Below are 20719 nucleotides of genomic sequence, written 5' to 3' on the forward strand. Positions count from 1 at the left end.
GGGGGGCGGGCGCGGGCGGGGGGGGGGGCGGCCCCCGGGAAGACGTCCGGGGCGCCCCCCCCCCCCCCCCCCCCCCCCCCCCCCCCCCCCCCCCCCCCCCCCCCCCCCCGTCCGGTGTTCGAGCGGGCCCGCGTGCAAGCACGCGGGCCCGCTCGTCGTTTATGTTGATCACTCACCGGACCTGTTGCGCTATCCGTCCAGCATCCGTTTCGGGCGGCCCGGCCGACTCGGCCGGGCCGCCCGTGAGTTGTTGTGTTTGTGGGCGGGGTAGCCAGCATTTGGGCGGGCCCGTGTTCTGGACACGGGCCCGCCCTCGGAAGATCTCCATCTGCGGTGATTCTGGACATTCATTCGGCCTGCTACGTCTGTCCCTGGGGGACCTGCCATGCGGTCGCTGAGTCCGGGCGAGGTCATCCGAGTACGGGGTGACGCTCTCAGGGAGGGCAGCTTGGGGCGGGCTCGTGTCTTCTGGCACGAGCCCGCCCGTAAGAGGTTCGTTCAGCGGATCTTGCCGCTGAATGTTGCCGCGGAGCGGGCCGCAGGGCCTACCGCGAGGCGGCGCGTTGGAGGGCGCTGGCGAGGAGGGCCAGGTCGGTGGGGCCGTTGCCGAGTTCGCGGACCGGGCGGCGGGCCGGCGGGGCGCCGAGTTGGAGGGGGTCTATCGCGACGACGGTGGGCCGCAGGGTCGCCGTGCGGGGGATGCGGCCGCTGATCCGGGCGGTCTGGAAGGCGGTGACGCCGCCGTCGGGGCGGCGCAGGTAGCCGCGGCCGGGAGTGTCCTCCGGGAGGGCGGCCGCGTCGCCGAGGTGGATCAGCAGGTCGGAGTCGGCCGGGTCGTCGGTGCGCAGGGCGATCCGGAGCAGGGCGGCCTCGTCGACCTCGGTGCCGGCGCTCTCCTCCGGACGGCCGGTGGCGACCGCGAGGTGGATGCCGAGCGGGCCGCCGCGCCGGGCGACGGCGGCGAGCGCGCGGGCCAGCGGGCGGCCGGCCGGGGAGGTGGGGGAGAGCAGGGCCTCGTAGTCGTCGACGACGACGACCAGCCGGGCCGGGGCGGGGTCGGCGGGGGAGGCGGCCGGCCGGGCGTCGGAGGAGCTGCGCGGCTGGATGATCCGCGGGCCGCCGGTCGAGGCGGCGCCGACCGTGGCGGGCACCGGGACCTGCGGGCGGTCCGCGGACAGGCGCTGGCCGTCGAGGCCGTGCCCGTCCAGGCTGTGGCCGTCCAAGATGCGCGCCGCGTGCCAGGAGGCGAAGTCCAGCCCGTCGAACAGCCGCTCCCGCAGGGCGAGTTCGTCCTCCAGGGCCTCGGCCGCGAGCAGTGCGGCGCGCGGGTCGGCGGCGGCGTTGACCCGCCCGATGACGTGCGGCAGCTCGGTGCAGCCGTCCAGGCCGTCCTGCCCGTCCGAGCCGGCCCGGCCCTCGATGAGGGTGACGGTCAGCCGCTCGGGCCGTTCGGAGACGGCGAGCGAGGCGACCAGGGTGCGCAGCAGCTCGGTCTTGCCGGAGCCCCGCGCGCCGCCGATCAGCAGGTGCGGGCCGCCCGGGTCGGGGGAGGGGAGGGCGAGTTCGGGGTCGGCCAGGTCGAGGGTGCACAGCTCGTCCCGGGTGGTGCCGAGCAGCGCGGTGGCCGCGCCGATGCCGCCGGCGTGGGCGGCCCAACGGGCGGACAGCTTGGCCGGGGTGACGGTGTCGAGCTGGAGCAGGTCGAGCAGCCGCAGCGCGTCCGGCAGCGGCCCGCGGGCGGCCGGGGTGGCCTCGCGCAGCGGGGCGAGGACGCGGGCCAGCCGTTCGGCCCAGGCGTCGGAGACGGCGTCCAGCGAGACCTCGTGCAGGGTCTCCCGGCCGCGGGCCACCGGGCGGTCGATGGACAGGTGGGTGCCGACCTCGCCGGTGATCAGCGCGGTGGCACCGAGGCCGCGGGGGAGCAGCTCGGGCTGCTCGGCGAGGCAGATCGGGAAGATGCCGACCGCCGGGCCCTGGCGCAGCAGCAGGTCGAGCGCGTGCCGGGCGTCCTCGGTGGCCGGGCGGCCGTCCACCACGACCACGGTGGCCGGGTGGCCGCCGAGGCCGGTGGGGCCGCTGAGCCGGGCGGTGAGTTCGGTCAGCCGGGCGGTGGCCTGTTCGTCGTCGAGGCCGAGCAGCAGTCGGCAGTCCTGGCCCTCGGCGGGGCGCAGGTGGGGCAGCCACAGGGCCCAGGCCCAGGTGTCGACGCGGTCCTCGGGGCTGCGGGCCGGGTCGGCGTCGACCACGACCAGGCTCAGCCCGGTCGGCGGGTGCAGGGCGGCGAGCTGGGCGACGACGGCGCGGGTGAGCGCGTCCAGGCGTTCGCGCGGGCCGCTGAGGCCGAGGCTGCCGGCGGTCTGCAGGTCGAGGGTGACCGGGACGGCGGGCAGCATGGTGCCGGGCGTGGTGCCGGGGCCGCCGGGGCGGTCGGCGGTGCCCAGCCGCAGGGTGAGCGCGTCGGGGTGGCCGGGGCCGCGCTCCCAGAGCCGGGGGCCGGGGCCGACGGCGTTGAGCAGCACGGTGGCGAGGTCGGGCCAGCGCTCGCGCTGGGCGGCGGCCTGGCGCAGCCGCACCGCGGCGTGGTGGCGCTCGGCGCTCTCCTCGGGCGGTTCGGCGGTGCGGCCGGACAGCAGTGAGAGCAGGCCGAGGCCGCGCCCGTGGGTGGGCTCGGGGGCGGCGGGCGGCTCGATGACGGGCGGCGCGGGCCGGACCGGGCCGGGGGCGGCGAGCTGGAGGTGGCCGTTGCCGTCGGGCAGGGCGGCGCGGGCGGGCTCCCCGGTCGGTTCGAAGACCTGCAGGGTGGATTCGCCGATCCTCAGCAGGGCGCCGCTCTCCAGCGGGACGGCGGCCTCGGCCGGGCCGGGCGGGACGAGTCGGCCGTCCAGGGTGGTGCCGTTGGTGGAGCCGAGGTCGCGGACGGCGATCCGGCCGTCCTCGCCGAGGTGCAGGGCGAGGTGCAGCCGGGAGACGTCCGGGTCGTCGAGCGGGACGTCGACCTCGCCGGAGCGGCCGATCCGGATCTCCCGGCCGTGCAGGCGGTGGACGCCGCCGGCGTCGGGGCCGCCGACGATCCGCAGCTCGGCGGCGGCGGTGGTGTCGCCGGGGTCGTCGGCGGTCGGGTCGGGCTCGTTGAGGCTGAGGACGGCGCCGTCGAGCAGCGGCGGGTGGCCGAGCAGGGTGTGTTCGTCCACCCGGTGCGCCCCGGCGTACAGGTGCACATGGGTCGCGGCGCGTGGCCCGCGCACGCCCACGGCGCCCGCGAGCGCGCCCGCGATGGCGCCGAGTGCGGTGCCGACGGGCGCGGTGACCAGCACGTCCACGTAGGGGATGGCGGCGCCGGCGGCGGTCGGTCCGCTGCGCGGTCGGAGGACGGTCAGCCGGATCTGCATCTCGCCCGCGGGTCCCTTCTGCTGGTGTGATGCCTGGTACCGCTGCCCGGTGTCGTCGCGGTCGCACCGGGCGGTCGCGGCGACCCATTGGGCCACACGAGTGGCGAGTGTCCATCCTGCCATCCGGCGTGGACAGTCCGCGCACCGTACCGGATTTGACGATCTTGCGATCATCGCCATGGTGGAGGCGACGGGGAGTCAGGTCAACCGCCGCCGTGACGGCTCCGCGGCGGGCCCCGGCGAGCGGCTCCGGCCGGTCCCCCGGGATGCGTCGGGGCAGTCCCCTAGGGGATGTCCCCCAACCCTGCTCGGATGGTCCGCCGGTCACCTCAGAAACCTGAACGGACACCGTTAGAGTGGCCGCAAACACGGGCCCGGCAGGCTCACCGCACCGGCGGAGGAGCGCCCCGCGCGGGCGGCACGGCGAGGAGTGCGACAGGTGCGGCCAGTCGGCAGCAAGTATGTGCTTGAGGAGACCCTGGGGCGGGGTGCCACCGGGACCGTCTGGCGCGGCCTGGTGCGACCGGACGTCCAGGTGCCCGGCAGTGAGCCCGGGCAGCAGGTGGCGATCAAGGTGCTGCGCGAGGAGCTGGCGGCCGACCCGGACGTCGTGATGCGCTTCCTGCGCGAGCGCTCGCTGCTGCTGCGGCTGACCCACCCGAACATCGTCCGGGTCCGCGACCTGGTGGTCGAGGGCGATCTGCTGGCCCTGGTGATGGACCTGGTGGAGGGCCCCGACCTGGCCCGCTACCTGCGCGCCAACGGCCCGTTCAGCCCGATCGCGGGTGCCCTGCTGATGGCCCAGGTCGCGGACGCGCTGGCGGCCAGCCACGCGGACGGGATCGTCCACCGCGACCTCAAGCCGGCCAACGTGCTGCTCGCCTCCGTCCTGGTGGACGGCACCGAGCAGATGCACCCGATGCTGACCGACTTCGGCATCGCCCGGCTCGCCGACTCCCCGGGTGTCACCCGTACCCACGAGTTCGTCGGCACCCCCGCGTACGTCGCACCGGAGTCCGCCGAGGGCCGCGCGCAGACCTCCGCGGTGGACGTCTACGGCGCCGGGATCATGCTGTACGAGCTGGTCACCTGCCGCCAGCCGTTCCAGGGCGACAGCGCCCTGGCCGTCCTCCAGGCCCACCTGGCGCAGGAGCCGCAGCGGCCCAGCACCATGCCCGAGCCGCTCTGGACGGTGATCGAGCGCTGCCTGCGCAAGGACCCGGCCCAGCGGCCGAGCGCCACCTCGCTGGCCCGCGCGCTGCGGGTGGTCGCGGCCGGGGTCGGCGTGCACGCCTCCCCGGCGGCGGTGGACGAGGCGCTGGCGGTCGCCGCCCTGCTGCTGCCCGACCCGCAGCCGACCACCGTCCCCGGCACCCTGTCGGCCGTCCCGACCGGACCGGGCGGGACGGGTGCCGAGGACCGCACCCAGGTGCTGCCGCCGCCCCCGGGCGGCCCGCAGTACGACCCGGCCGCGGCGACCCGGGTGATGGGCACCCAGCCGCCGCCCGCGCCCCCGTACGGCGGCCAGGACCGCACCCAGGTGATGCCGCCCACCGCCGTGCCCCCGCCCCCGCCCGGGGCGCCCGCAGGGCCGCAGGAGGAGGCGCCGCACCCGTGGCAGACCCAGCTGCGCGCGGCGCGCGACCGCAACCAGCAGACCCAGGTCGGCTACTTCGGCCCGGAGGACTTCGAGGACCCGCAGGTCGCCCCGCCGCCCTACCAGGCCGGCCAGGGCGCGCCCGGCTACCAGCCGCAGCCGCCGGCCGGCTACCGCCCGGACCAGCGCCGCCAGGGCCCGCCGCCCGGCTACTCCCAGCGCCCGCCGGTCGCCCCGCCGCCCTACCAGGGCGGTCCGGTCGGCCAGGGAGGCCAGGGCGGCCAGCGGGGCCAGGGCGCCCCGGGCGCGCAGGGCGGCTACCGGCAGCCCCCGGCGGGCTACGGCCAGCCGCAGGGCGCCTACCCGCCCCCGCCCGCCCCGGTGCCGCGCCGGGCCGAGCCGCCCGCGCCGCAGCACCGGGAGCCGCCGCAGCGCCGGGAGGAGCCGCCCGCGCCGCCCCGCCGTGAGCCCGCCCCGCCGCGCGAGCGGCGTCCGCGCAGCCGCAACCGGATGTACATCCCGGGGCTCGGCTGCCTCAAGGGCTGCCTGATGGTGCTGCTGGTGCTGGGCCTGGCCGGCCTGGCGTTGTGGAAGTTCACCCCGCTGCCGCACTACTGGGACAACGTCGTGGGCTGGTGGGACTCGGCACGGGACTGGGTGAGCAGCGTCTTCGGCAAATAGGCGCGGATCGCCTCCGGGGCAGCAGGATTGACGCTTTGTCGACAATTCGCGAGATTTCTCGCCCCGGAGTCCCGCCCGGGGGCGGTCAGGCGGCCCGCGCAGGGGGTCGGGGCGCGTAGGTTGGTCGCTGTTGTCCCGCCCCACCGAGCGCGCCCGGACCCCCGGAGCGCTCCCGCGCCGCCCACGGAGCAGCATTGGCACGCAAGATCGGCAGCCGGTACACCGTCCACCAGGTGATCGGCCGGGGTTCGGCCGGGACGGTCTGGCTCGGTGAGGGGCCGGACGGCCCGGTGGCGGTCAAGCTGCTGCGCGAGGACCTCGCCGCGGACCAGGTGCTGGTCGGCCGCTTCGTCCAGGAGCGCACCGCGCTGACCAGCCTCGACCACCCCCGGGTGGTCGGCGTGCGCGACATGGTGGTGGACGGCAGTGACCTCGCCCTGGTGATGGAGCTGGTCCAGGGCACCGACCTGCGCTCCCGGCTGGAGCGCGACGGCGCCCTCCCGCCGCAGACCGCCGCCTCGATCATCGCCGACGTCGCCGACGGCCTGGCCGCCGCGCACGCGGCCGGGATCGTCCACCGCGACGTCAAGCCGGAGAACGTCCTGCTCGACCTCGCGGCCGCCCCCGGCCCCGGCGGCGCCCCGCGCGCCAAGCTCACCGACTTCGGCGTGGCCCGCCTGGTCGACGCCCCGCGCCGCACCCGGGCCACCCGGATCATCGGCACCCCCGACTACCTCGCCCCCGAGATCATCGAGGGCCTGGAGCCGCGCGCCGCCGTCGACATCTACGCCCTCGCCACCGTGCTGTACGAGCTGCTGGCCGGCTCCACCCCGTTCGGCGGCGGCCACACCGGCGCGGTGCTGCGCCGGCACGTCACCGAGCAGGTGCCGCCGATCCCCGGCCTGCCGGACGGCCTGTGGCGGATCATCTCCGAGTGCCTGGCCAAGGCCCCGGCCTCCCGGCTGCGCGCCGCCGAGCTGGCGGCCCGGCTGCGCGAGCAGCTGCCCTCGCTGGCCGGACTGCCGGTGCTGGCGGTGCCCTCCCAGGGCCGCGCCCCGGCCGAGGAGCAGCTGAGCCCCGGCGAGGCCGTCTACGCCGAGGTCGACGCCGGTCCGGGCATCCACAAGCGCCGCCGCGGCCCGGCCGTCCCGCTGGTGCCCGGCGTCGCCCCGGACTCCACCCGGGACACCCACACCAGCCTGCGCCGCCCCTCGGCCGAGGAGCTGGCCGCGTACGCCGCCGAGTCCCGCGCCCAGCGCGCCGCCCCCGGCCACCGCCGGGACCGTCAGGCCCTGCTGCGCCGCCGCCGGCTGCTGGCCGTGCTGCTGGCCACCGTGCTGCTGCTGGCGGGCGCCGCCGCGGCCTGGACGGCCTTCGCGGCCACCGGGCCGGACCGCGGCCACCCGGCCCGACCGGCCGTGCACAGCACCGCCCCGCGGGCGCCGTAGCGCGCCCCTGGACGGGGGTGTCGTCATGACCACTCCCGGAACCATTACCCTGGGGGGCGTGGCAGCCGTCGATCCTTCCGAAGAGCTCAAGAACCTCGATACGACCATGGGGTCGATCGAGGCCGTCCTCGACCTGGACAAGATCCGGGCCGACATCGCGGTCCTGGAGGAGGAGGCAGCCGCCCCCACCCTGTGGGACGACGTCGCGAACGCGCAGAAGGTGACCAGCCGGCTCTCCTTCCTCCAGGGCGAACTGCGCCGGGTCGAGGGCCTGCGCAGCCGAATCGACGACCTGGGCGTGCTGTTCGAGCTGGCCGAGGCCGAGGACGACGCGGACACCCGCGCCGAGGCCGAGGCCGAGCTCGTCTCGCTCCAGAAGGCGGTCGAGGAGCTGGAGGTCCGCACCCTCCTGTCGGGCGAGTACGACGCCCGCGAGGCGCTGATCAACATCCGTGCCGAGGCCGGTGGCGTGGACGCCGCCGACTTCGCCGAGCAGCTGATGCGCATGTACCTGCGCTGGGCCGAGCGGCACGGGTACCCCACCGAGGTGTACGACACCTCGTACGCCGAAGAGGCCGGCATCAAGTCCGCGACCTTCACCGTGAAGGCGCCGTACGCCTACGGCACCCTCTCGGTCGAGCAGGGCACCCACCGCCTGGTCCGCATCTCGCCGTTCGACAACCAGGGGCGCCGGCAGACCTCCTTCGCCGGTGTCGAGGTGCTCCCGGTCGTCGAGCAGTCCGACCACGTGGACATCGACGAGGGCGAGCTGCGGGTGGACGTCTACCGCGCCTCCGGCCCCGGCGGCCAGGGCGTCAACACCACCGACTCGGCGGTGCGCATCACCCACATCCCGACCGGCATCGTGGTCTCCTGTCAGAACGAGCGCTCGCAGATCCAGAACAAGGCGTCCGCGATGAACGTCCTCCAGGCCAAGCTGTTGGAGCGGCGCCGCCAGGAGGAGAAGGCGGCGATGGACGCGCTCAAGGACAGCGGCAGCTCCTGGGGCAACCAGATGCGTTCCTACGTGCTGCACCCGTACCAGATGGTCAAGGACGTCCGCACCGCGTTCGAGGCCGGCAACCCGCAGGCCGTGCTGGACGGCGACATCGACGGCTTCATCGAGGCCGGGATCCGCTGGAGGAAGCAGCGCGAGACCGCCAACGAGGCGTGAGGATTTCGGCCTCGATGAAGATCGAGCACAGCATCGAGGCCGGGATCCGCTGGCGCGAGCAGCGCGAGGCCGGCGCCGAGTAAGCGCCGGACACCACCCGGACACGGAGAAGGCCCCCGACCGCAGCGGTCGGGGGCCTTCTCCGTACGTCGTGCCTCGTCGGTCCTCAGGCCAGCGCCTGCCGCGCGATCAGCGCCACCGCGAGCAGACCGGCCAGCAGGGCCAGCAGCATCGCGGGGGAGAGCGCGGCGAACGGCCCCTGCTGCTCCTGCAGTCGGGCCCGGTTGGCGCGGCACACCGGGCAACGCCCCTCGCTGACGCGGCCGTTGCAGTTGGCGCACACCAGATGGTCGCAGGTCATGCGATCTCCTCCTCGCTGCTACAGCCAACGCGCCGGACGGGGCTTTGGTTCCTTTTCCTGCCCTGTACGGGGGAGCGGCCGAACACGGTCGCCACCTCCACTCTGCCAGGTTCTGGCGGTTCCGGCTCCCGGGCTGTGAGATGGCTCGCAATATTCAGGGCATAACCAGACATTCTCCCCCAGATTTCGACCGCTGCCCTGGGCCGCCCCTGCGGGCCGGCCGCCGATTCGCGTATGGTCCCAGACCGGGAGCGGCTCTCCGCGCTCCCATCGCCCGCCCCAGGACCGGGCCTCCGGGGCGGACCGACCAAGGACTGGCGCCGCCTAGGATGGCCTCCGTGATGCAGCCGTGATCAGATTCGACAACGTCTCCAAGACCTATCCCAAGCAGAACCGTCCCGCCCTGGACAACGTCTCGCTGGAGATCGAGAAGGGTGAGTTCGTCTTCCTGGTCGGCTCGTCCGGCTCGGGGAAGTCCACCTTCCTGCGCCTGTGCCTGCGCGAGGAGCGCCCCAGCACCGGTGCGGTGCACGTGCTGGGCAAGGACCTCGGCAAGCTGTCCAACTGGAAGGTGCCGCACATGCGCCGCCAGCTGGGCACCGTCTTCCAGGACTTCCGTCTGCTGCCGAACAAGACGGTCTCGCAGAACGTCGCCTTCGCCCTGGAGGTGATCGGCAAGCCCAAGAGCGCCATCAACAAGGTGGTGCCCGAGGTGCTCGAGCTGGTCGGCCTCGGCGGCAAGGAGGACCGCATGCCGGGCGAGCTGTCCGGTGGTGAGCAGCAGCGCGTGGCGATCGCCCGTGCCTTCGTGAACCGCCCGATGCTGCTCATCGCGGACGAGCCCACCGGTAACCTCGACCCGCAGAACTCGGTCGGCATCATGAAGCTGCTCGACCGGATCAACCGCACCGGCACCACGGTGCTGATGGCCACCCACGACCAGGCCATCGTCGACCAGATGCGCAAGCGAGTCATCGAACTCGACAAGGGGCTGCTCGTCCGCGACCAGGCCCGCGGCGTCTACGGCTACCAGCACTGACCCACCAGCGCTGACCCGTAGGGCCGCCGGCCCGAACAGCCAGACCGAGCAGTACCGACCCTGGAGTTGTTTCCGCATGCGTGCCCAGTTCGTCCTGTCGGAGATCGGTGTGGGTCTCCGACGCAACCTGACCATGACCATCGCGGTCGTGGTCAGTGTCGCGCTCTCCCTCGCCCTCGCCGGTTCCTCGCTCCTGGTCCGCGACCAGGTGAACTCCATGAAGGGGTACTGGTACGACAAGGTCGAGGTGAGCATCTACTTCTGCACCAAGGCGGACGCCCGCAACTCGCCGCAGTGCGACAAGGGGGCGGCCACCGACCAGCAGGTCCAGGACATCAAGGACCAGCTGGACAAGATGAGTTCGGTGGTGCAGTCCTCCACCTACGAGAGCTCCGCCGACGCGTACAAGCACTGGAAGGAGATGAACCCGGACAACCCGCTCATCTCCGTCCTGGGCGCGGACGCCATGCCGCAGTCCTGGCGGGTCAAGCTCAACGACCCGACCAAGTACGACGTCATCCAGAGCGCCTTCGCCGGCAAGCCCGGCGTCAAGTCGGTCGAGGACCAGCGGAAGATCCTGGAGAACCTCTTCGGCCTGCTCAACGGTCTCCAGACGGCGGCCTTCGTGATCATGGTGCTGATGCTCTTCGTCGCCTTGCTGCTGATCGTCAACACCGTCCGGGTGTCGGCGTTCAGCAGGCGGCGCGAGACCGGCATCATGCGCCTGGTCGGTGCTTCGAACTTCTACGTCCAGATGCCGTTCATCGCCGAGGCCGCGTTCGCGGCGCTGCTCGGTGCGGTGATGGCCTCGGGCCTGCTGCTCGGCGGGCACTTCTTCGTCCAGCACTGGCTGGCCGACCGGGTGCAGTTCATCCACTTCATCGGCCTGAGCTCGGTGCTCGCGGTGATCCCGCTGCTGATCGTGGTGGGTATGGGCATGGCCGGCATCGCGGCGTTCTTCACGCTGCGCAAGTACCTCAAGGTCTGATCCCCACCGGATGCTTCGGCCCCGGACGGCACTGCGCCGTCCGGGGCCGTCGCCGTTCCACGGTCCGCCGTTCCGGCCCGCCGCGCGCGATGCGGTGTCTACACTCCGGTGCCATGCTGCAAACTCCGCGCAGGGCACGTCAGGTGGCCACCCTCAGCCTGGTGTTCGGCGCCGTGCTGATCGCCGGTGCCGCCACCGGCGCCTGGGGCGACCCGAGCGCGCCGCCCCCGCACCGCGCCTCCGCCGACCTCGCCCCGGCCGCCGCCGGGCTCCCGGTGGACCCGGCGGGCGCCGCGCTGTCCGAGCAGCAGGCCGAGCATCTGCTGGCGGCCGGCGGCGACCGCTGGGGCGCGTACTACAGCGCCCAGGAGTACGCCGAGTTCAGCCAGGGCCTGGACGGCCGCTACCTGGGCGTCGGCCTCTCGGTCGGCCGCGGCGAGGACGGCGTCACAGCGGTCTCCCAGGTCACCCCGTCCGGACCGGCCGCCGAGGCCGGGATCGCCCCCGGCGACCGGCTGCTGCGGATCGACCGGGACCAGGCCGACCGCCTGCCGGTCACCGAGGTGGTCGCCCGGCTGCGCGGACAGGGCGGCGAGCGCAGGGTCGGCTCCGAGGTCACCCTGGCCGTCCAGCGCGGCGACGGCCAGGTGCGCGAACTGCGGCTGCGGCGGGTGCTGCTGGACAGCCAGCAGGTCACCGCCGAGCGGCTGGACAAGGGGGACCTGCGGATCACCGTACGGGCCTTCACCAGCGGCGTGGCCGAGCAGGTGCGGGCGGCGCTGCGCGCCCCGCACACCGGCGTGGTGCTCGATCTGCGAGGCAACTCCGGGGGGTTGGTGGACGAGGCGGTCGGCACCGCCGGGATCTTCCTGGACGGCGGGGCGGTCGGCTCGTACCAGGAGCGCGGCGAGAAGCGGGACTTGACCGCCCCGCCGGGCGGAGACCAGCGCACCCCGCTGGTGGTGCTGGTGGACGGCGGCACGATGAGCGCCGCCGAACTGCTCGCCGGCGCCCTGCAGGACCGCAGCCGCGCCGTGGTGGTGGGCTCCCGCACCTTCGGCAAGGGCACCGTCCAGCAGCCCAGCAGGCTCGCCGACGGCGCCGTGCTGGAGATGACCGTCGGCCGCTACTACACCCCGGCCGGCCGCTCGCTGGACGGCACCGGCCTCACCCCGGACGTCCCGGCCGCCGTCGGCCGGGACGCCGACGCGCTCGCCCTGCGCGTCCTCGCCGGGCTCGGCACCCGGGCCCAGGGCGCCGCCACCCCCGTGCCTAAAGCAGCTGCCCGACCGGGCCCCGAAGTGCGAGAATGACCGCGTTATGGCAAAGGAAACCGGACAGAAGCTGATCGCGCAGAACAAGAAGGCGCGACACGAGTACACGATCCTCGACACCTACGAGTGCGGCCTCGTGCTCACCGGCACCGAGGTGAAGTCACTGCGCGAGGGGCGGGCCAACCTGGTCGACGGCTACGCCTACGTCCAGAACCACGAGGCGTGGATCGACAACGTCTTCATCCCCGAGTACACCCAGGGGACGTGGACCAACCACGCGGCCCGGCGCAAGCGCAAGCTGCTGCTGCACAAGCTGGAGATCCGCAAGATCGAGACCAAGGTCCGCGACGCCGGCCACACCCTGGTCCCGCTGTCGCTGTACTTCAAGGACGGCCGGGTCAAGCTGGAACTCGCGCTCGCGGTCGGCAAGAAGTTGTACGACAAGCGCCAGACGCTCCGCGAGAAGCAGGACACCCGCGAGACGGCCCGCGCGGTGGCGGCGGCCCGGCGGCGCCAGCGTTAATCAGCTGGACCCTCGCCCGTCGCCTCGCGTACTATGGCGCAAGCAACACGGACGGTCACCGTCCGAGCTGTTTCTCAAAAAAACATGGGGATGATCGGTTTCGACAGGGGATGTTGAAACAGGGGAAGCGAGCCGAGGAACGCGGCAATGATCTCGTTAACCACGTGTCGCAAAAAAATAATCGCCAACTCTAAGCGCGATTCCCAGCAGTTCGCTCTCGCTGCCTAATAAGCACCGATAGCGCTTGGGTGTCAGACCGGGGAGTTCCCGACCCGGACCCTGGCATAATCTAGGGAACTCAACCGTCCGCCCGGGCTGCGAGGGCGGATGGGAAATCAAACAGCAGCTGGGCCTGTTGGCGGCTTGTCCGTGTGACCGCCAGGGCCGAGAAAAGCACAGCGGACTGCGCTCGGAGAAGCCCTGAATTAACTCCACTGGACCCGGGTTCGATTCCCGGCATCTCCACCACCCCATGTTCACATCGAAGGCCGTCCACCGCTCCGCGCGGGGGGCGGCCTTCGAAATTTTTGGCGTTCCGGTGCGGCGCGGCCGCCCGTCCCGGCGTAGGATCATCCGTCCGCTCGTTTTCCGGAGCCGGATTCCGTCGTAACCCCCGAGGCCATGCAGAGCAACACGGACACCACCCCCGCCACCGACCACGAGACCGTCCGCGAGCGCGAGATCGCCGGTGAGCAGCAGCACCTCGACACCGTCTACCACCGGCTGGAGGAGAAGCTCGCCGAGGCCGAGTACATCCTCGAGGACGCCGCCAAGCGGGTCCAGGTCGGCACCCCCGGCGCTCTCGCCGAGCGCGACGCCCAGGTCTACCGGGCCGGCGCCCACCTCCAGCGGCTCAACAACGAGTTCGAGGACTTCCTGTTCGGCCGGATCGACCTCCAGCGGGCGGACGCCCCGGAGGAGCACGGCATCCCGTCCGACACCCCGCTCGACCCGGCCGACCCGGCCGTCGCCGAGACCCTCCACATCGGGCGCCTGGGCGTGCTGGACGCCGAGTACGGCCCGCTGGTGATCGACTGGCGGGCCCCCGCCGCCGCGCCGTTCTACCGGGCCACCCCGGTCGAGCCGGGTCGGGTGATCCGGCGCCGGGTGATCCGTTCCAAGGGCCGCAAGGTGATCGGCGTCGAGGACGACCTGCTGCGCCCCGACCTCACCCCCACCCTGAACGGCCGGGAGCTGGCCGTGGTCGGCGACGGTGCGCTGATGGCCTCGCTCGGCCGTGCCCGCAGCCACTCGATGCGCGACATCGTCTCCTCGATCCAGAAGGAGCAGGACGAGGTGATCCGCGCCGCCGCGGCCGGCGCCACCCTCGTCACCGGCGGCCCCGGCACCGGCAAGACCGCCGTCGCCCTGCACCGCGCCGCCTACCTGCTCTACCAGGACCGCCGCCGCTACGCCGGGGGCATCCTGGTGGTCTCGCCGACCCCGCTGCTGGTCTCCTACACCGAGGGCGTGCTGCCCTCGCTCGGCGAGGAGGGGCAGGTCGCGATCCGCGCGGTCGGCTCACTGGTGGACGGCATCGAGGCGGGCACCTACGACACCCCGGAGGCGGCCCGGATCAAGGGTTCGGCCCGGATGACGCAGCTGCTGCGCCGGGCCGCCCGGGCGGCGCTGGAGCTGGGTGCCCCGCAGGAGCTCAAGGTGGTCGCCCGCGGCGAGGTGCTGAAGCTGGACGCGGGCCGGCTGAAGGCCGTCCGCGGCAACGTCGTGGGCTCCGGCGGCACCCCGCTGAACCTGCTGCGCCCGCGCGCCCGCCGGCTGCTGCTGGACGCGCTGTGGCAGGAGGCGACCAGGCACCTGCCCAAGCCCGCCGACCACTACGCCCGGGAGCAGCGCCAGGAGGAGAAGGAGTCCTTCGACGAGTACGTCTCGGACGAGGCGCCGTTCCTGGATTTCCTGGACGCCTGGTGGCCGGCCCTGACCCCGCGCGGGGTGCTCGGCACCCTCAAGCAGAGCCGGCACACCAACCGGATCGCCCGCCGCGCCGTCACCCCGGACGAGGCGAAGCTGCTGGCCGCCTCCTGGCGCCACCTGTCCCCGGCGGGCGAGGGCGGGCTGTCCGCGCACGACGTGGCGCTGGTGGACGAGCTGCAGGTGCTGCTCGGCGAGGCGGCCCGGCCCAAGGTCCGCGAGGTGGACGCGGTGGACCTGCTGAGCGGCCTGGAGGAGGTCACCACCTTCGCCGACCGCAGCGCCCGTCAGCGCGACCGCCAGCCGGTCGAGCGCAAGGAGTACGCGCACGTCATCGTGGACGAGGCGCAGGACCTCACCCCGATGCAGTGGCGGATGATCGGCCGCCGGTCCCGGATGGCCACCTGGACGATCGTCGGCGACCCGGCGCAGTCCTCCTGGCCGTTCCCGCAGGAGGCCCAGGCGGCGCTGGACGAGGTGCTCTCCGGCAAGCCGCGCCGCCGCTTCACGCTGACCGTCAACTACCGCAACCCGGCCGAGATCGCCGAGGTCGCGGCCAAGGTGCTGGCGCTGGCCGCGCCGGGCACGCCCTCGCCGAGCGCGGTGCGCCACGTCGGCGTGGAGCCGCGTTTCGCGGCCGTCACCGACCCCGCGCCGGAGGCCTTCGGCAAGGGCGCCCGGGCCGAGCTGGAGCGGCTGCTGGGGGAGGTGGACGGCACCGTGGCGATCGTGGTGCCGATGGACCGCCGGGCCGAGGCTGCGGGCTGGACCGAGGGCCTGGGCGAGCGCGTGGTGGCGCTGGGCAGCCTGGAGGCCAAGGGCCTGGAGTACGACGCGACGGTGGTCGCCGACCCGACCGGCATCGCCGGCGAGTCGGAGGCCGGGCTGCGGGTGCTGTACGTGGCGCTGACCCGGGCGACCCAGCGGCTGACCGTGCTGTCCGGCCCGGACGACCTGTCGGACGCGGCCGGCGTGCCCGCGCTGCTGCGCGACTGACCCGGACCAGCACGAAGGCCCCTCACCGACGGTGAGGGGCCTTCAGACGTTAACGACACCGACCCGCCATGCTCGCCTCGCGGCAAGTGGTCCCTCTAAGGGACGAAGGTTGGGCCCGGGGGCTTGGATCGAGCCGGTGTCCCGTCCAATGTAACGCATCGCCCCGGAGAGGCAAGGAGCCGGCGGCGGGAGACCTCGGACGGCGGGCCCGGGTTGTCGGATCCGCACACTCAATGAACGTTATTTCTGGGTACCCCTTGGAAGGTGCGACGATCGAGGTCTAGCATGCGCAGGCGATGCCTTCAACAAAATGTTGAGCCTGCGGGACAGACGGAAGAAGGATGCGTCGATGGCGACGGTGCCCAGTGTCTCCAACTCGATCACGGTGCGACTGGAGGTCCCGGCTCGCGGCAACGCGGTCAGCGCGATCACCACGGCCGTGGAGTCCTCCGGCGGATCGGTGACCGGCCTCGACGTCACCGCGTCCGGCCTGGAGGCGCTGCGGATCGACGTGACCGTGGCGGCCAGCTCGGTCGCGCACGGCGAGGAGATCGTCGAGAAGCTGCGGGCGATCGACGGCGTGTCGATCGGCAAGGTCTCGGACCGCACCTTCCTGATGCACCTCGGCGGCAAGATCGAGATGTCCTCGAAGCTGCCGATCCGCAACCGTGACGACCTCTCCATGATCTACACTCCGGGTGTCGCCCGGGTCTGCATGGCGATCGCCGAGAACCCCGAGGATGCCCGCCGCCTCACCATCAAGCGCAACAGCGTCGCGGTGGTCACCGACGGCTCGGCGGTGCTGGGCCTGGGCAACATCGGCCCGGCGGCCGCGCTGCCCGTCATGGAGGGCAAGGCGGCCCTGTTCAAGCGCTTCGCCGGGATCGACGCCTGGCCGATCTGCCTGGACACCCAGGACAGCGACGAGATCGTCGCCATCGTCAAGGCGATCGCCCCCGGCTTCGCCGGCATCAACCTGGAGGACATCTCCGCGCCGCGCTGCTTCGAGATCGAGGCCCGGCTGCGCGAGGCCCTGGACATCCCGGTCTTCCACGACGACCAGCACGGCACCGCGATCGTGGTGCTGGCCGCCCTCACCAACGCGCTGAAGGTGGTCGGCAAGGAGATCGGCGACATCCGCGTGGTGATGTCGGGCGCCGGCGCCGCCGGTACCGCGATCCTCAAGCTGCTGCTGTCGGCCGGTGTCGAGCACGCCACCGTGGCGGACGTGCACGGTGTGGTCCACCAGGGCCGTGAGGACCTCAACGACAGCCTGCGCTGGATCGCCGAGCACACCAACCGCTCGGGCCGCACCGGCAGCCTCAAGGGGGCCGTGGCGGGCGCCGACGTGTTCATCGGTGTCTCGGCCCCGAACGTGCTGGACGGCGACGACCTGGCCACCATGGCCGAGGACGCGATCGTCTTCGCGCTGGCCAACCCGGACCCGGAGGTCGAGCCGAACGTCGCCCGCCAGACCGCCGCCGTCGTCGCCACCGGCCGCAGCGACTTCCCGAACCAGATCAACAACGTGCTGGTCTTCCCGGGCGTCTTCCGCGGCCTGCTGGACGCCCAGAGCCGCACGGTCAACACCGAGATGATGATCGCCGCCGCCCGGGCGCTGGCCACCACCGTCGCCGACGACCAGCTGAACGCCAACTACATCATCCCGAGCGTCTTCAACAAGGACGTCGCCAAGACCGTCGCCGCCGCCGTGCGCGAGGCGGCCCTGGCCGGCGGCCAGGAGGCCCCCGCCCCGGCCCGTCCGACCCCGGGCATCGTCGGCACCCTCGACACCGCCGCCTTCCCCACCGTCAAGCTCTGAGGGTCGCCGTCAAGCTCTGACGGTCCGCCCGGCGACGTGTTGCCGATCGGTCAAATGTCCGATTAGCGGCCATACTCGCCCAAGCCCGCCCCGAACCCTTGCGACACAAGGGCGAGGGGCGTGTTTGGGCTTGTCGTGCCTAGGGCGTACGGTAGCCCTGCACGGGGCAGGCGTGTCCGACAAGTACGGAACGTCCCCCTGGTCTTCCGGCGAGTCGTCCCGACCGCCGCCCGCGCCCGGTCCGCCGGAGCCGACGGAGCGTCACACCTCCAACGGGCGGGCGATGTTCGGGTGGCCCGGCCGGGGCCCGATTGGCTTTCTCGGGGCCGGTCGGGGCAGGATTCGTTCCCAGGCGGGCGGGCGGGCCTTCGACGGCTCCGGCGCGCGGCATCGGGTACGGACCCGGCCTGCGACCACGCATTGCCTGCATGAGCACAGTGTGCGGACCTGCGGCCCATCCGGGTGCCCCCCGGTGGGAGCACCGATGGGCCCCCGCACACCGCAAGCGAACAGACCACAGGAGTACACATGAACCGCAGTGAGCTGGTGGCCGCGCTGTCCGAGCGCGCCGAGGTGACCCGCAAGGACGCCGACGCCGTTCTGGCCGCCTTCGCCGAGATCGTCGGCGAGGTCGTCGCCAAGGGCGACGAGAAGGTCACCATCCCCGGTTTCCTGACCTTCGAGCGCACCCACCGCGCTGCCCGCACCGCCCGCAACCCGCAGACCGGCGAGCCGATCCAGATCGCGGCCGGCTACAGCGCCAAGGTGAGCGCCGGCTCCAAGCTGAAGGAAGCCGCCAAGGGCTGAGTCACCCCTTGAACGCCCGAGAGGCCGGGCTCCCCGCTGGGGAGCCCGGCCTCTCGCCGTAGACCCGCTCGTCAGGCGTCGACCAGCTGCTCGCTCGGCAGCTCCACGTGGGCGCCCAGGTCGCGCAGCTTCTCCATGAAGTTCTCGTAGCCGCGGTTGATCAGGTCGATGCCGTGCACGGTCGAGGTGCCCTCGGCCGCCAGCGCCGCGATCAGGTACGAGAAGCCGCCGCGCAGGTCCGGGATGACCAGCTCGGCGCCCATCAGCTTGGACGGGCCGGAGACCACCGCGGAGTGCAGGAAGTTGCGCGCGCCGAAGCGGCACGGGGTGGCGCCCAGGCACTCGCGGTAGAGCTGGATGTGCGCGCCCATCTGGTTGAGCGCGCCGGTGAAGCCGAGGCGCGACTCGTACACCGTCTCGTGCACGATGGACAGCCCGGTGGCCTGGGTCAGCGCGACCACCAGCGGCTGCTGCCAGTCGGTCTGGAAACCCGGGTGCACGTCGGTCTCCAGGGCGATGGCCTTGAGCTCGCCGCCCGGGTGCCAGAAGCGGATGCCCTCGTCGTCGACCTCGAAGGCGCCGCCGACCTTCCGGAAGGTGTTGAGGAAGGTCATCATCTCCAGCTGGCGGGCGCCGCGGACGTAGATGTCGCCCTTGGTGGCGAGCGCCGCGCAGGCCCAGGAGGCGGCCTCCAGGCGGTCCGGCAGGGCGCGGTGGGTGTAGCCGCCCAGCTCGTCCACGCCGGTGATCAGGATGGTGCGGTCGGTGCCCAGCGTGATGATCGCGCCCATCTTCTGCAGCACGCAGATCAGGTCGACGATCTCCGGCTCGATGGCCGCGTTGCGCAGCTCGGTGACGCCCTCGGCGAGGACGGCGGTGAGCAGCACCTGCTCGGTCGCACCGACCGAGGGGTAGGGCAGCTCGATCTTGGTGCCGCGCAGCCGCTGCGGGGCGACCAGGTAGGTGCCCTGCGGGTGCTTCTCGATGGTGGCGCCGAACTGGCGCAGAACCTCGAAGTGGAAGTCGACCGGGCGGCCGCCGATGTCGCAGCCGCCGAGGCCGGGGATGAAGGCGTGGCCGAGGCGGTGCAGCAGCGGGCCGCAGAACAGGATCGGAATCCGCGAGGAGCCGGCGTGCGCGTCGATGTCGGCCACATTGGCACTCTCGACGTGCGAGGGGTCGAGGATCAGCTCGCCGTCCTCGTCACCGGTGCGCACGGTCACGCCGTGCAGCTGCAGCAGGCCGCGGACCACCTTGACGTCGCGGATGTCCGGGACGTTGCGCAGTCTGCTGGGGCCCTGGCCGAGAAGGGCGGCGACCATGGCCTTGGGGACCAGGTTCTTCGCACCGCGGACGCGGATCTCGCCTTCGAGCGGGTTTCCGCCGTGGACCAGCAGGACGTCGTCGGTCATCGTTCTCGCAATCCGGGGTGCCAGAGGGGTGGGACGGGCTCCGGTCCGGAGCCGCCGGTGGACCGGTGGTACGGCGTACGGGCGCGTTCGGGCCCCCGGAGAATCCGAGTCGGCACCGTAGAAGGGCGTCCACCATCCGTAGATGGTAGTGGGCGTCCCGATGGTTCCCGTTTGCCTCTCCCGTGATGGTGCTCTCCCCGGGGCCGCCCCCGCCCGCCGGTGCGGCCGTACGGGTGGTTTTTCGGCGTGGCGGGGTTTCGAGTGTTGCGGTGTCCGACCGGTGCCGTTCTGCGGGATCATGTGTGGCATGACGGCGGCCCATTCGCACGGAGGCCGGTCCCACACCGGCCGTCTGCTCGTCGCGACGCCCCTGCTCACCGATCCGAACTTCGCGCGGGCGGTGGTGCTCCTCCTCGACCACGACGCCGAGGGGGCGCTCGGTGTGGTCCTCAACCGGCCGACGCCGGTCGAGGTGGGCAGTGTGCTGGACGGCTGGGGCAGACTCGTCGGGCAGCCGGCGGTGGTGTTCCAGGGCGGGCCGGTGGCACTGGACTCGGCGCTGGGCCTGGCCGTCGCGCCGGGGGAGCCGGGCACCGGCGACCCGCTGGGCTGGCGGCGGGTGCACGGCGCGATCGGCCTGGTCGACCTGGAGGCGCCGCCGGAGGTGCTGGCCGGCGAGCTGGGGAGCCTGCGGATCTTCGCCGGGTACGCCGGCTGGTCGCCGGGCCAGCTGGAGGCCGAGCTGGAGAGCGGCGCCTGGTACCTGGTGGACTGCGAGCCCGGGGACATCTCCAGCCCCGAGCCGGAGCGGCTGTGGCGCTCGGTGCTGCGCCGCCAGCGCGGGCCGCTGGCGCTGCTGGCGACCTATCCGGACGACCCGACGCTGAACTGAACCCCGCCCGGTTGTCCGGTCAGCCCGCGCGACACTGGCCCGGTTTCCGGGGGCGCCCATAGACTTGTCACCTATGAGCACTCTTGAGCCCGAGCGCGGCCTCGGCACCGGCACCCTGGTCGAGCCCGTCCCGCAGGTGTCCCACGGGGACGGCGACCACGAGCGCTTCGCGCACTACGTCCAGAAGGACAAGATCATGGAGAGCGCGCTCTCCGGATCCCCGGTGGTCGCGCTGTGCGGCAAGGTGTGGGTGCCCGGTCGCGACCCGAAGAAGTACCCGGTCTGCCCGATGTGCAAGGAGATCTACGACGGCATCGGCAAGCCGCAGGGCGGCGACGGCGACGACAAGTAGTCCCCGGCGGCCCCCGCTTCCGACGAACGCCGGGG

At 73.1% G+C, this 20719-nt stretch carries 15 protein-coding genes and 1 other RNA gene; 13 read left to right on the plus strand and 3 right to left on the minus strand.

All coding sequences use genetic code 11. The features are described 5' to 3' along the window. Nucleotides 1-545: 545 nt before the first annotated feature. Nucleotides 546-3485: an FtsK/SpoIIIE domain-containing protein gene (locus ACGF12_RS17005; protein WP_393029936.1), complete on the minus strand. Its 2940-nt coding sequence runs from the start codon at nucleotides 3483-3485 to the stop codon at nucleotides 546-548. Between the two features lie 343 nt (nucleotides 3486-3828). Between ACGF12_RS17005 and ACGF12_RS17010 the strand changes: the two genes are divergently transcribed. From ACGF12_RS17010 to prfB, 3 genes are all read left to right on the plus strand, one after another. After that, the gene (locus tag ACGF12_RS17010; protein WP_393029938.1) at nucleotides 3829-5667 is read left to right on the plus strand and encodes a protein kinase; all 1839 of its coding nucleotides are present in this window, start codon (nucleotides 3829-3831) and stop codon (nucleotides 5665-5667) included. 194 nt (nucleotides 5668-5861) lie between these two features. Next, nucleotides 5862-7115 (plus strand): serine/threonine-protein kinase, encoded by a 1254-nt coding sequence (locus ACGF12_RS17015; protein ID WP_393029941.1) that lies wholly within the window; start codon nucleotides 5862-5864, stop codon nucleotides 7113-7115. Between the two features lie 58 nt (nucleotides 7116-7173). Then, nucleotides 7174-8289, plus strand: a complete 1116-nt coding sequence (prfB, locus tag ACGF12_RS17020; RefSeq protein WP_393029944.1) for a peptide chain release factor 2 — start codon at nucleotides 7174-7176, stop codon at nucleotides 8287-8289. A gap of 166 nt (nucleotides 8290-8455) precedes the next feature. On the opposite strand, the gene ACGF12_RS17025 is transcribed toward prfB, so the two are convergent. Next, on the minus strand, nucleotides 8456-8650 hold the full coding sequence (locus tag ACGF12_RS17025) for a hypothetical protein (RefSeq protein WP_329929192.1): 195 nt from the start codon (nucleotides 8648-8650) through the stop codon (nucleotides 8456-8458). Between the two features lie 349 nt (nucleotides 8651-8999). Between ACGF12_RS17025 and ftsE the strand changes: the two genes are divergently transcribed. The 8 genes from ftsE to ACGF12_RS17065 all read left to right on the plus strand — a co-directional run bounded on the left by ftsE (nucleotide 9000) and on the right by ACGF12_RS17065 (nucleotide 18028). Next, entirely contained in the window at nucleotides 9000-9689 is a 690-nt protein-coding gene (gene ftsE / locus ACGF12_RS17030; RefSeq protein WP_380611500.1) for a cell division ATP-binding protein FtsE, read from the plus strand. Between the two features lie 76 nt (nucleotides 9690-9765). Beyond that, a complete protein-coding gene (ftsX, locus tag ACGF12_RS17035) occupies nucleotides 9766-10677 on the plus strand; it encodes a permease-like cell division protein FtsX (protein WP_350741098.1) in 912 nt (303 codons plus the stop codon). A gap of 113 nt (nucleotides 10678-10790) precedes the next feature. Beyond that, nucleotides 10791-11990 carry a S41 family peptidase gene (locus ACGF12_RS17040; protein WP_393029949.1) on the plus strand — a complete coding sequence of 400 codons (1200 nt, stop codon included), beginning with the start codon at nucleotides 10791-10793 and terminating at the stop codon, nucleotides 11988-11990. A gap of 7 nt (nucleotides 11991-11997) precedes the next feature. Beyond that, nucleotides 11998-12474, plus strand: a complete 477-nt coding sequence (smpB, locus tag ACGF12_RS17045; protein WP_393029952.1) for an SsrA-binding protein SmpB — start codon at nucleotides 11998-12000, stop codon at nucleotides 12472-12474. 86 nt (nucleotides 12475-12560) lie between these two features. After that, nucleotides 12561-12942: a transfer-messenger RNA gene (ssrA, locus tag ACGF12_RS17050) on the plus strand. 153 nt (nucleotides 12943-13095) lie between these two features. Next, nucleotides 13096-15399 carry a HelD family protein gene (locus tag ACGF12_RS17055; protein ID WP_393029955.1) on the plus strand — a complete coding sequence of 768 codons (2304 nt, stop codon included), beginning with the start codon at nucleotides 13096-13098 and terminating at the stop codon, nucleotides 15397-15399. 349 nt (nucleotides 15400-15748) lie between these two features. Then, nucleotides 15749-17221, plus strand: a complete 1473-nt coding sequence (locus ACGF12_RS17060) for an NAD-dependent malic enzyme (protein ID WP_393029958.1) — start codon at nucleotides 15749-15751, stop codon at nucleotides 17219-17221. A 528-nt stretch (nucleotides 17222-17749) separates the two neighbouring features. Further along, the gene (locus tag ACGF12_RS17065; RefSeq protein WP_280680124.1) at nucleotides 17750-18028 is read left to right on the plus strand and encodes an HU family DNA-binding protein; all 279 of its coding nucleotides are present in this window, start codon (nucleotides 17750-17752) and stop codon (nucleotides 18026-18028) included. A gap of 71 nt (nucleotides 18029-18099) precedes the next feature. Here the strand turns inward: ACGF12_RS17065 and murA are convergent, their stop codons facing one another. Further along, nucleotides 18100-19440, minus strand: coding sequence for a UDP-N-acetylglucosamine 1-carboxyvinyltransferase (murA, locus tag ACGF12_RS17070; RefSeq protein WP_380611496.1), 1341 nt, complete (start codon nucleotides 19438-19440; stop codon nucleotides 18100-18102). 298 nt (nucleotides 19441-19738) lie between these two features. Between murA and ACGF12_RS17075 the strand changes: the two genes are divergently transcribed. Next, nucleotides 19739-20332: a YqgE/AlgH family protein gene (locus ACGF12_RS17075; RefSeq protein ID WP_387613768.1), complete on the plus strand. Its 594-nt coding sequence runs from the start codon at nucleotides 19739-19741 to the stop codon at nucleotides 20330-20332. A 73-nt stretch (nucleotides 20333-20405) separates the two neighbouring features. Then, on the plus strand, nucleotides 20406-20684 hold the full coding sequence (locus ACGF12_RS17080; RefSeq protein WP_196947467.1) for a DUF3039 domain-containing protein: 279 nt from the start codon (nucleotides 20406-20408) through the stop codon (nucleotides 20682-20684). The last annotated feature ends 35 nt before the right edge of the window (nucleotides 20685-20719 follow it).

It is taken from the genome of Kitasatospora sp. NPDC048296 (assembly GCF_043201815.1).
Classification (GTDB): domain Bacteria; phylum Actinomycetota; class Actinomycetes; order Streptomycetales; family Streptomycetaceae; genus Kitasatospora.

Coding starts and splice junctions, on each gene's coding strand:
- ACGF12_RS17025 (WP_329929192.1), bottom strand. CDS start 8,650: ATGACCTGCGACCATCTGGTGTGCGCCAACTGCAACGGCCGCGTCAGC.
- ftsX (WP_350741098.1), top strand. CDS start 9,766: ATGCGTGCCCAGTTCGTCCTGTCGGAGATCGGTGTGGGTCTCCGACGC.
- ACGF12_RS17040 (WP_393029949.1), top strand. CDS start 10,791: ATGCTGCAAACTCCGCGCAGGGCACGTCAGGTGGCCACCCTCAGCCTG.
- smpB (WP_393029952.1), top strand. CDS start 11,998: ATGGCAAAGGAAACCGGACAGAAGCTGATCGCGCAGAACAAGAAGGCG.
- ACGF12_RS17055 (WP_393029955.1), top strand. CDS start 13,096: ATGCAGAGCAACACGGACACCACCCCCGCCACCGACCACGAGACCGTC.
- ACGF12_RS17060 (WP_393029958.1), top strand. CDS start 15,749: ATGGCGACGGTGCCCAGTGTCTCCAACTCGATCACGGTGCGACTGGAG.
- ACGF12_RS17065 (WP_280680124.1), top strand. CDS start 17,750: ATGAACCGCAGTGAGCTGGTGGCCGCGCTGTCCGAGCGCGCCGAGGTG.
- murA (WP_380611496.1), bottom strand. CDS start 19,440: ATGACCGACGACGTCCTGCTGGTCCACGGCGGAAACCCGCTCGAAGGC.
- ACGF12_RS17075 (WP_387613768.1), top strand. CDS start 19,739: ATGTGTGGCATGACGGCGGCCCATTCGCACGGAGGCCGGTCCCACACC.
- ACGF12_RS17080 (WP_196947467.1), top strand. CDS start 20,406: ATGAGCACTCTTGAGCCCGAGCGCGGCCTCGGCACCGGCACCCTGGTC.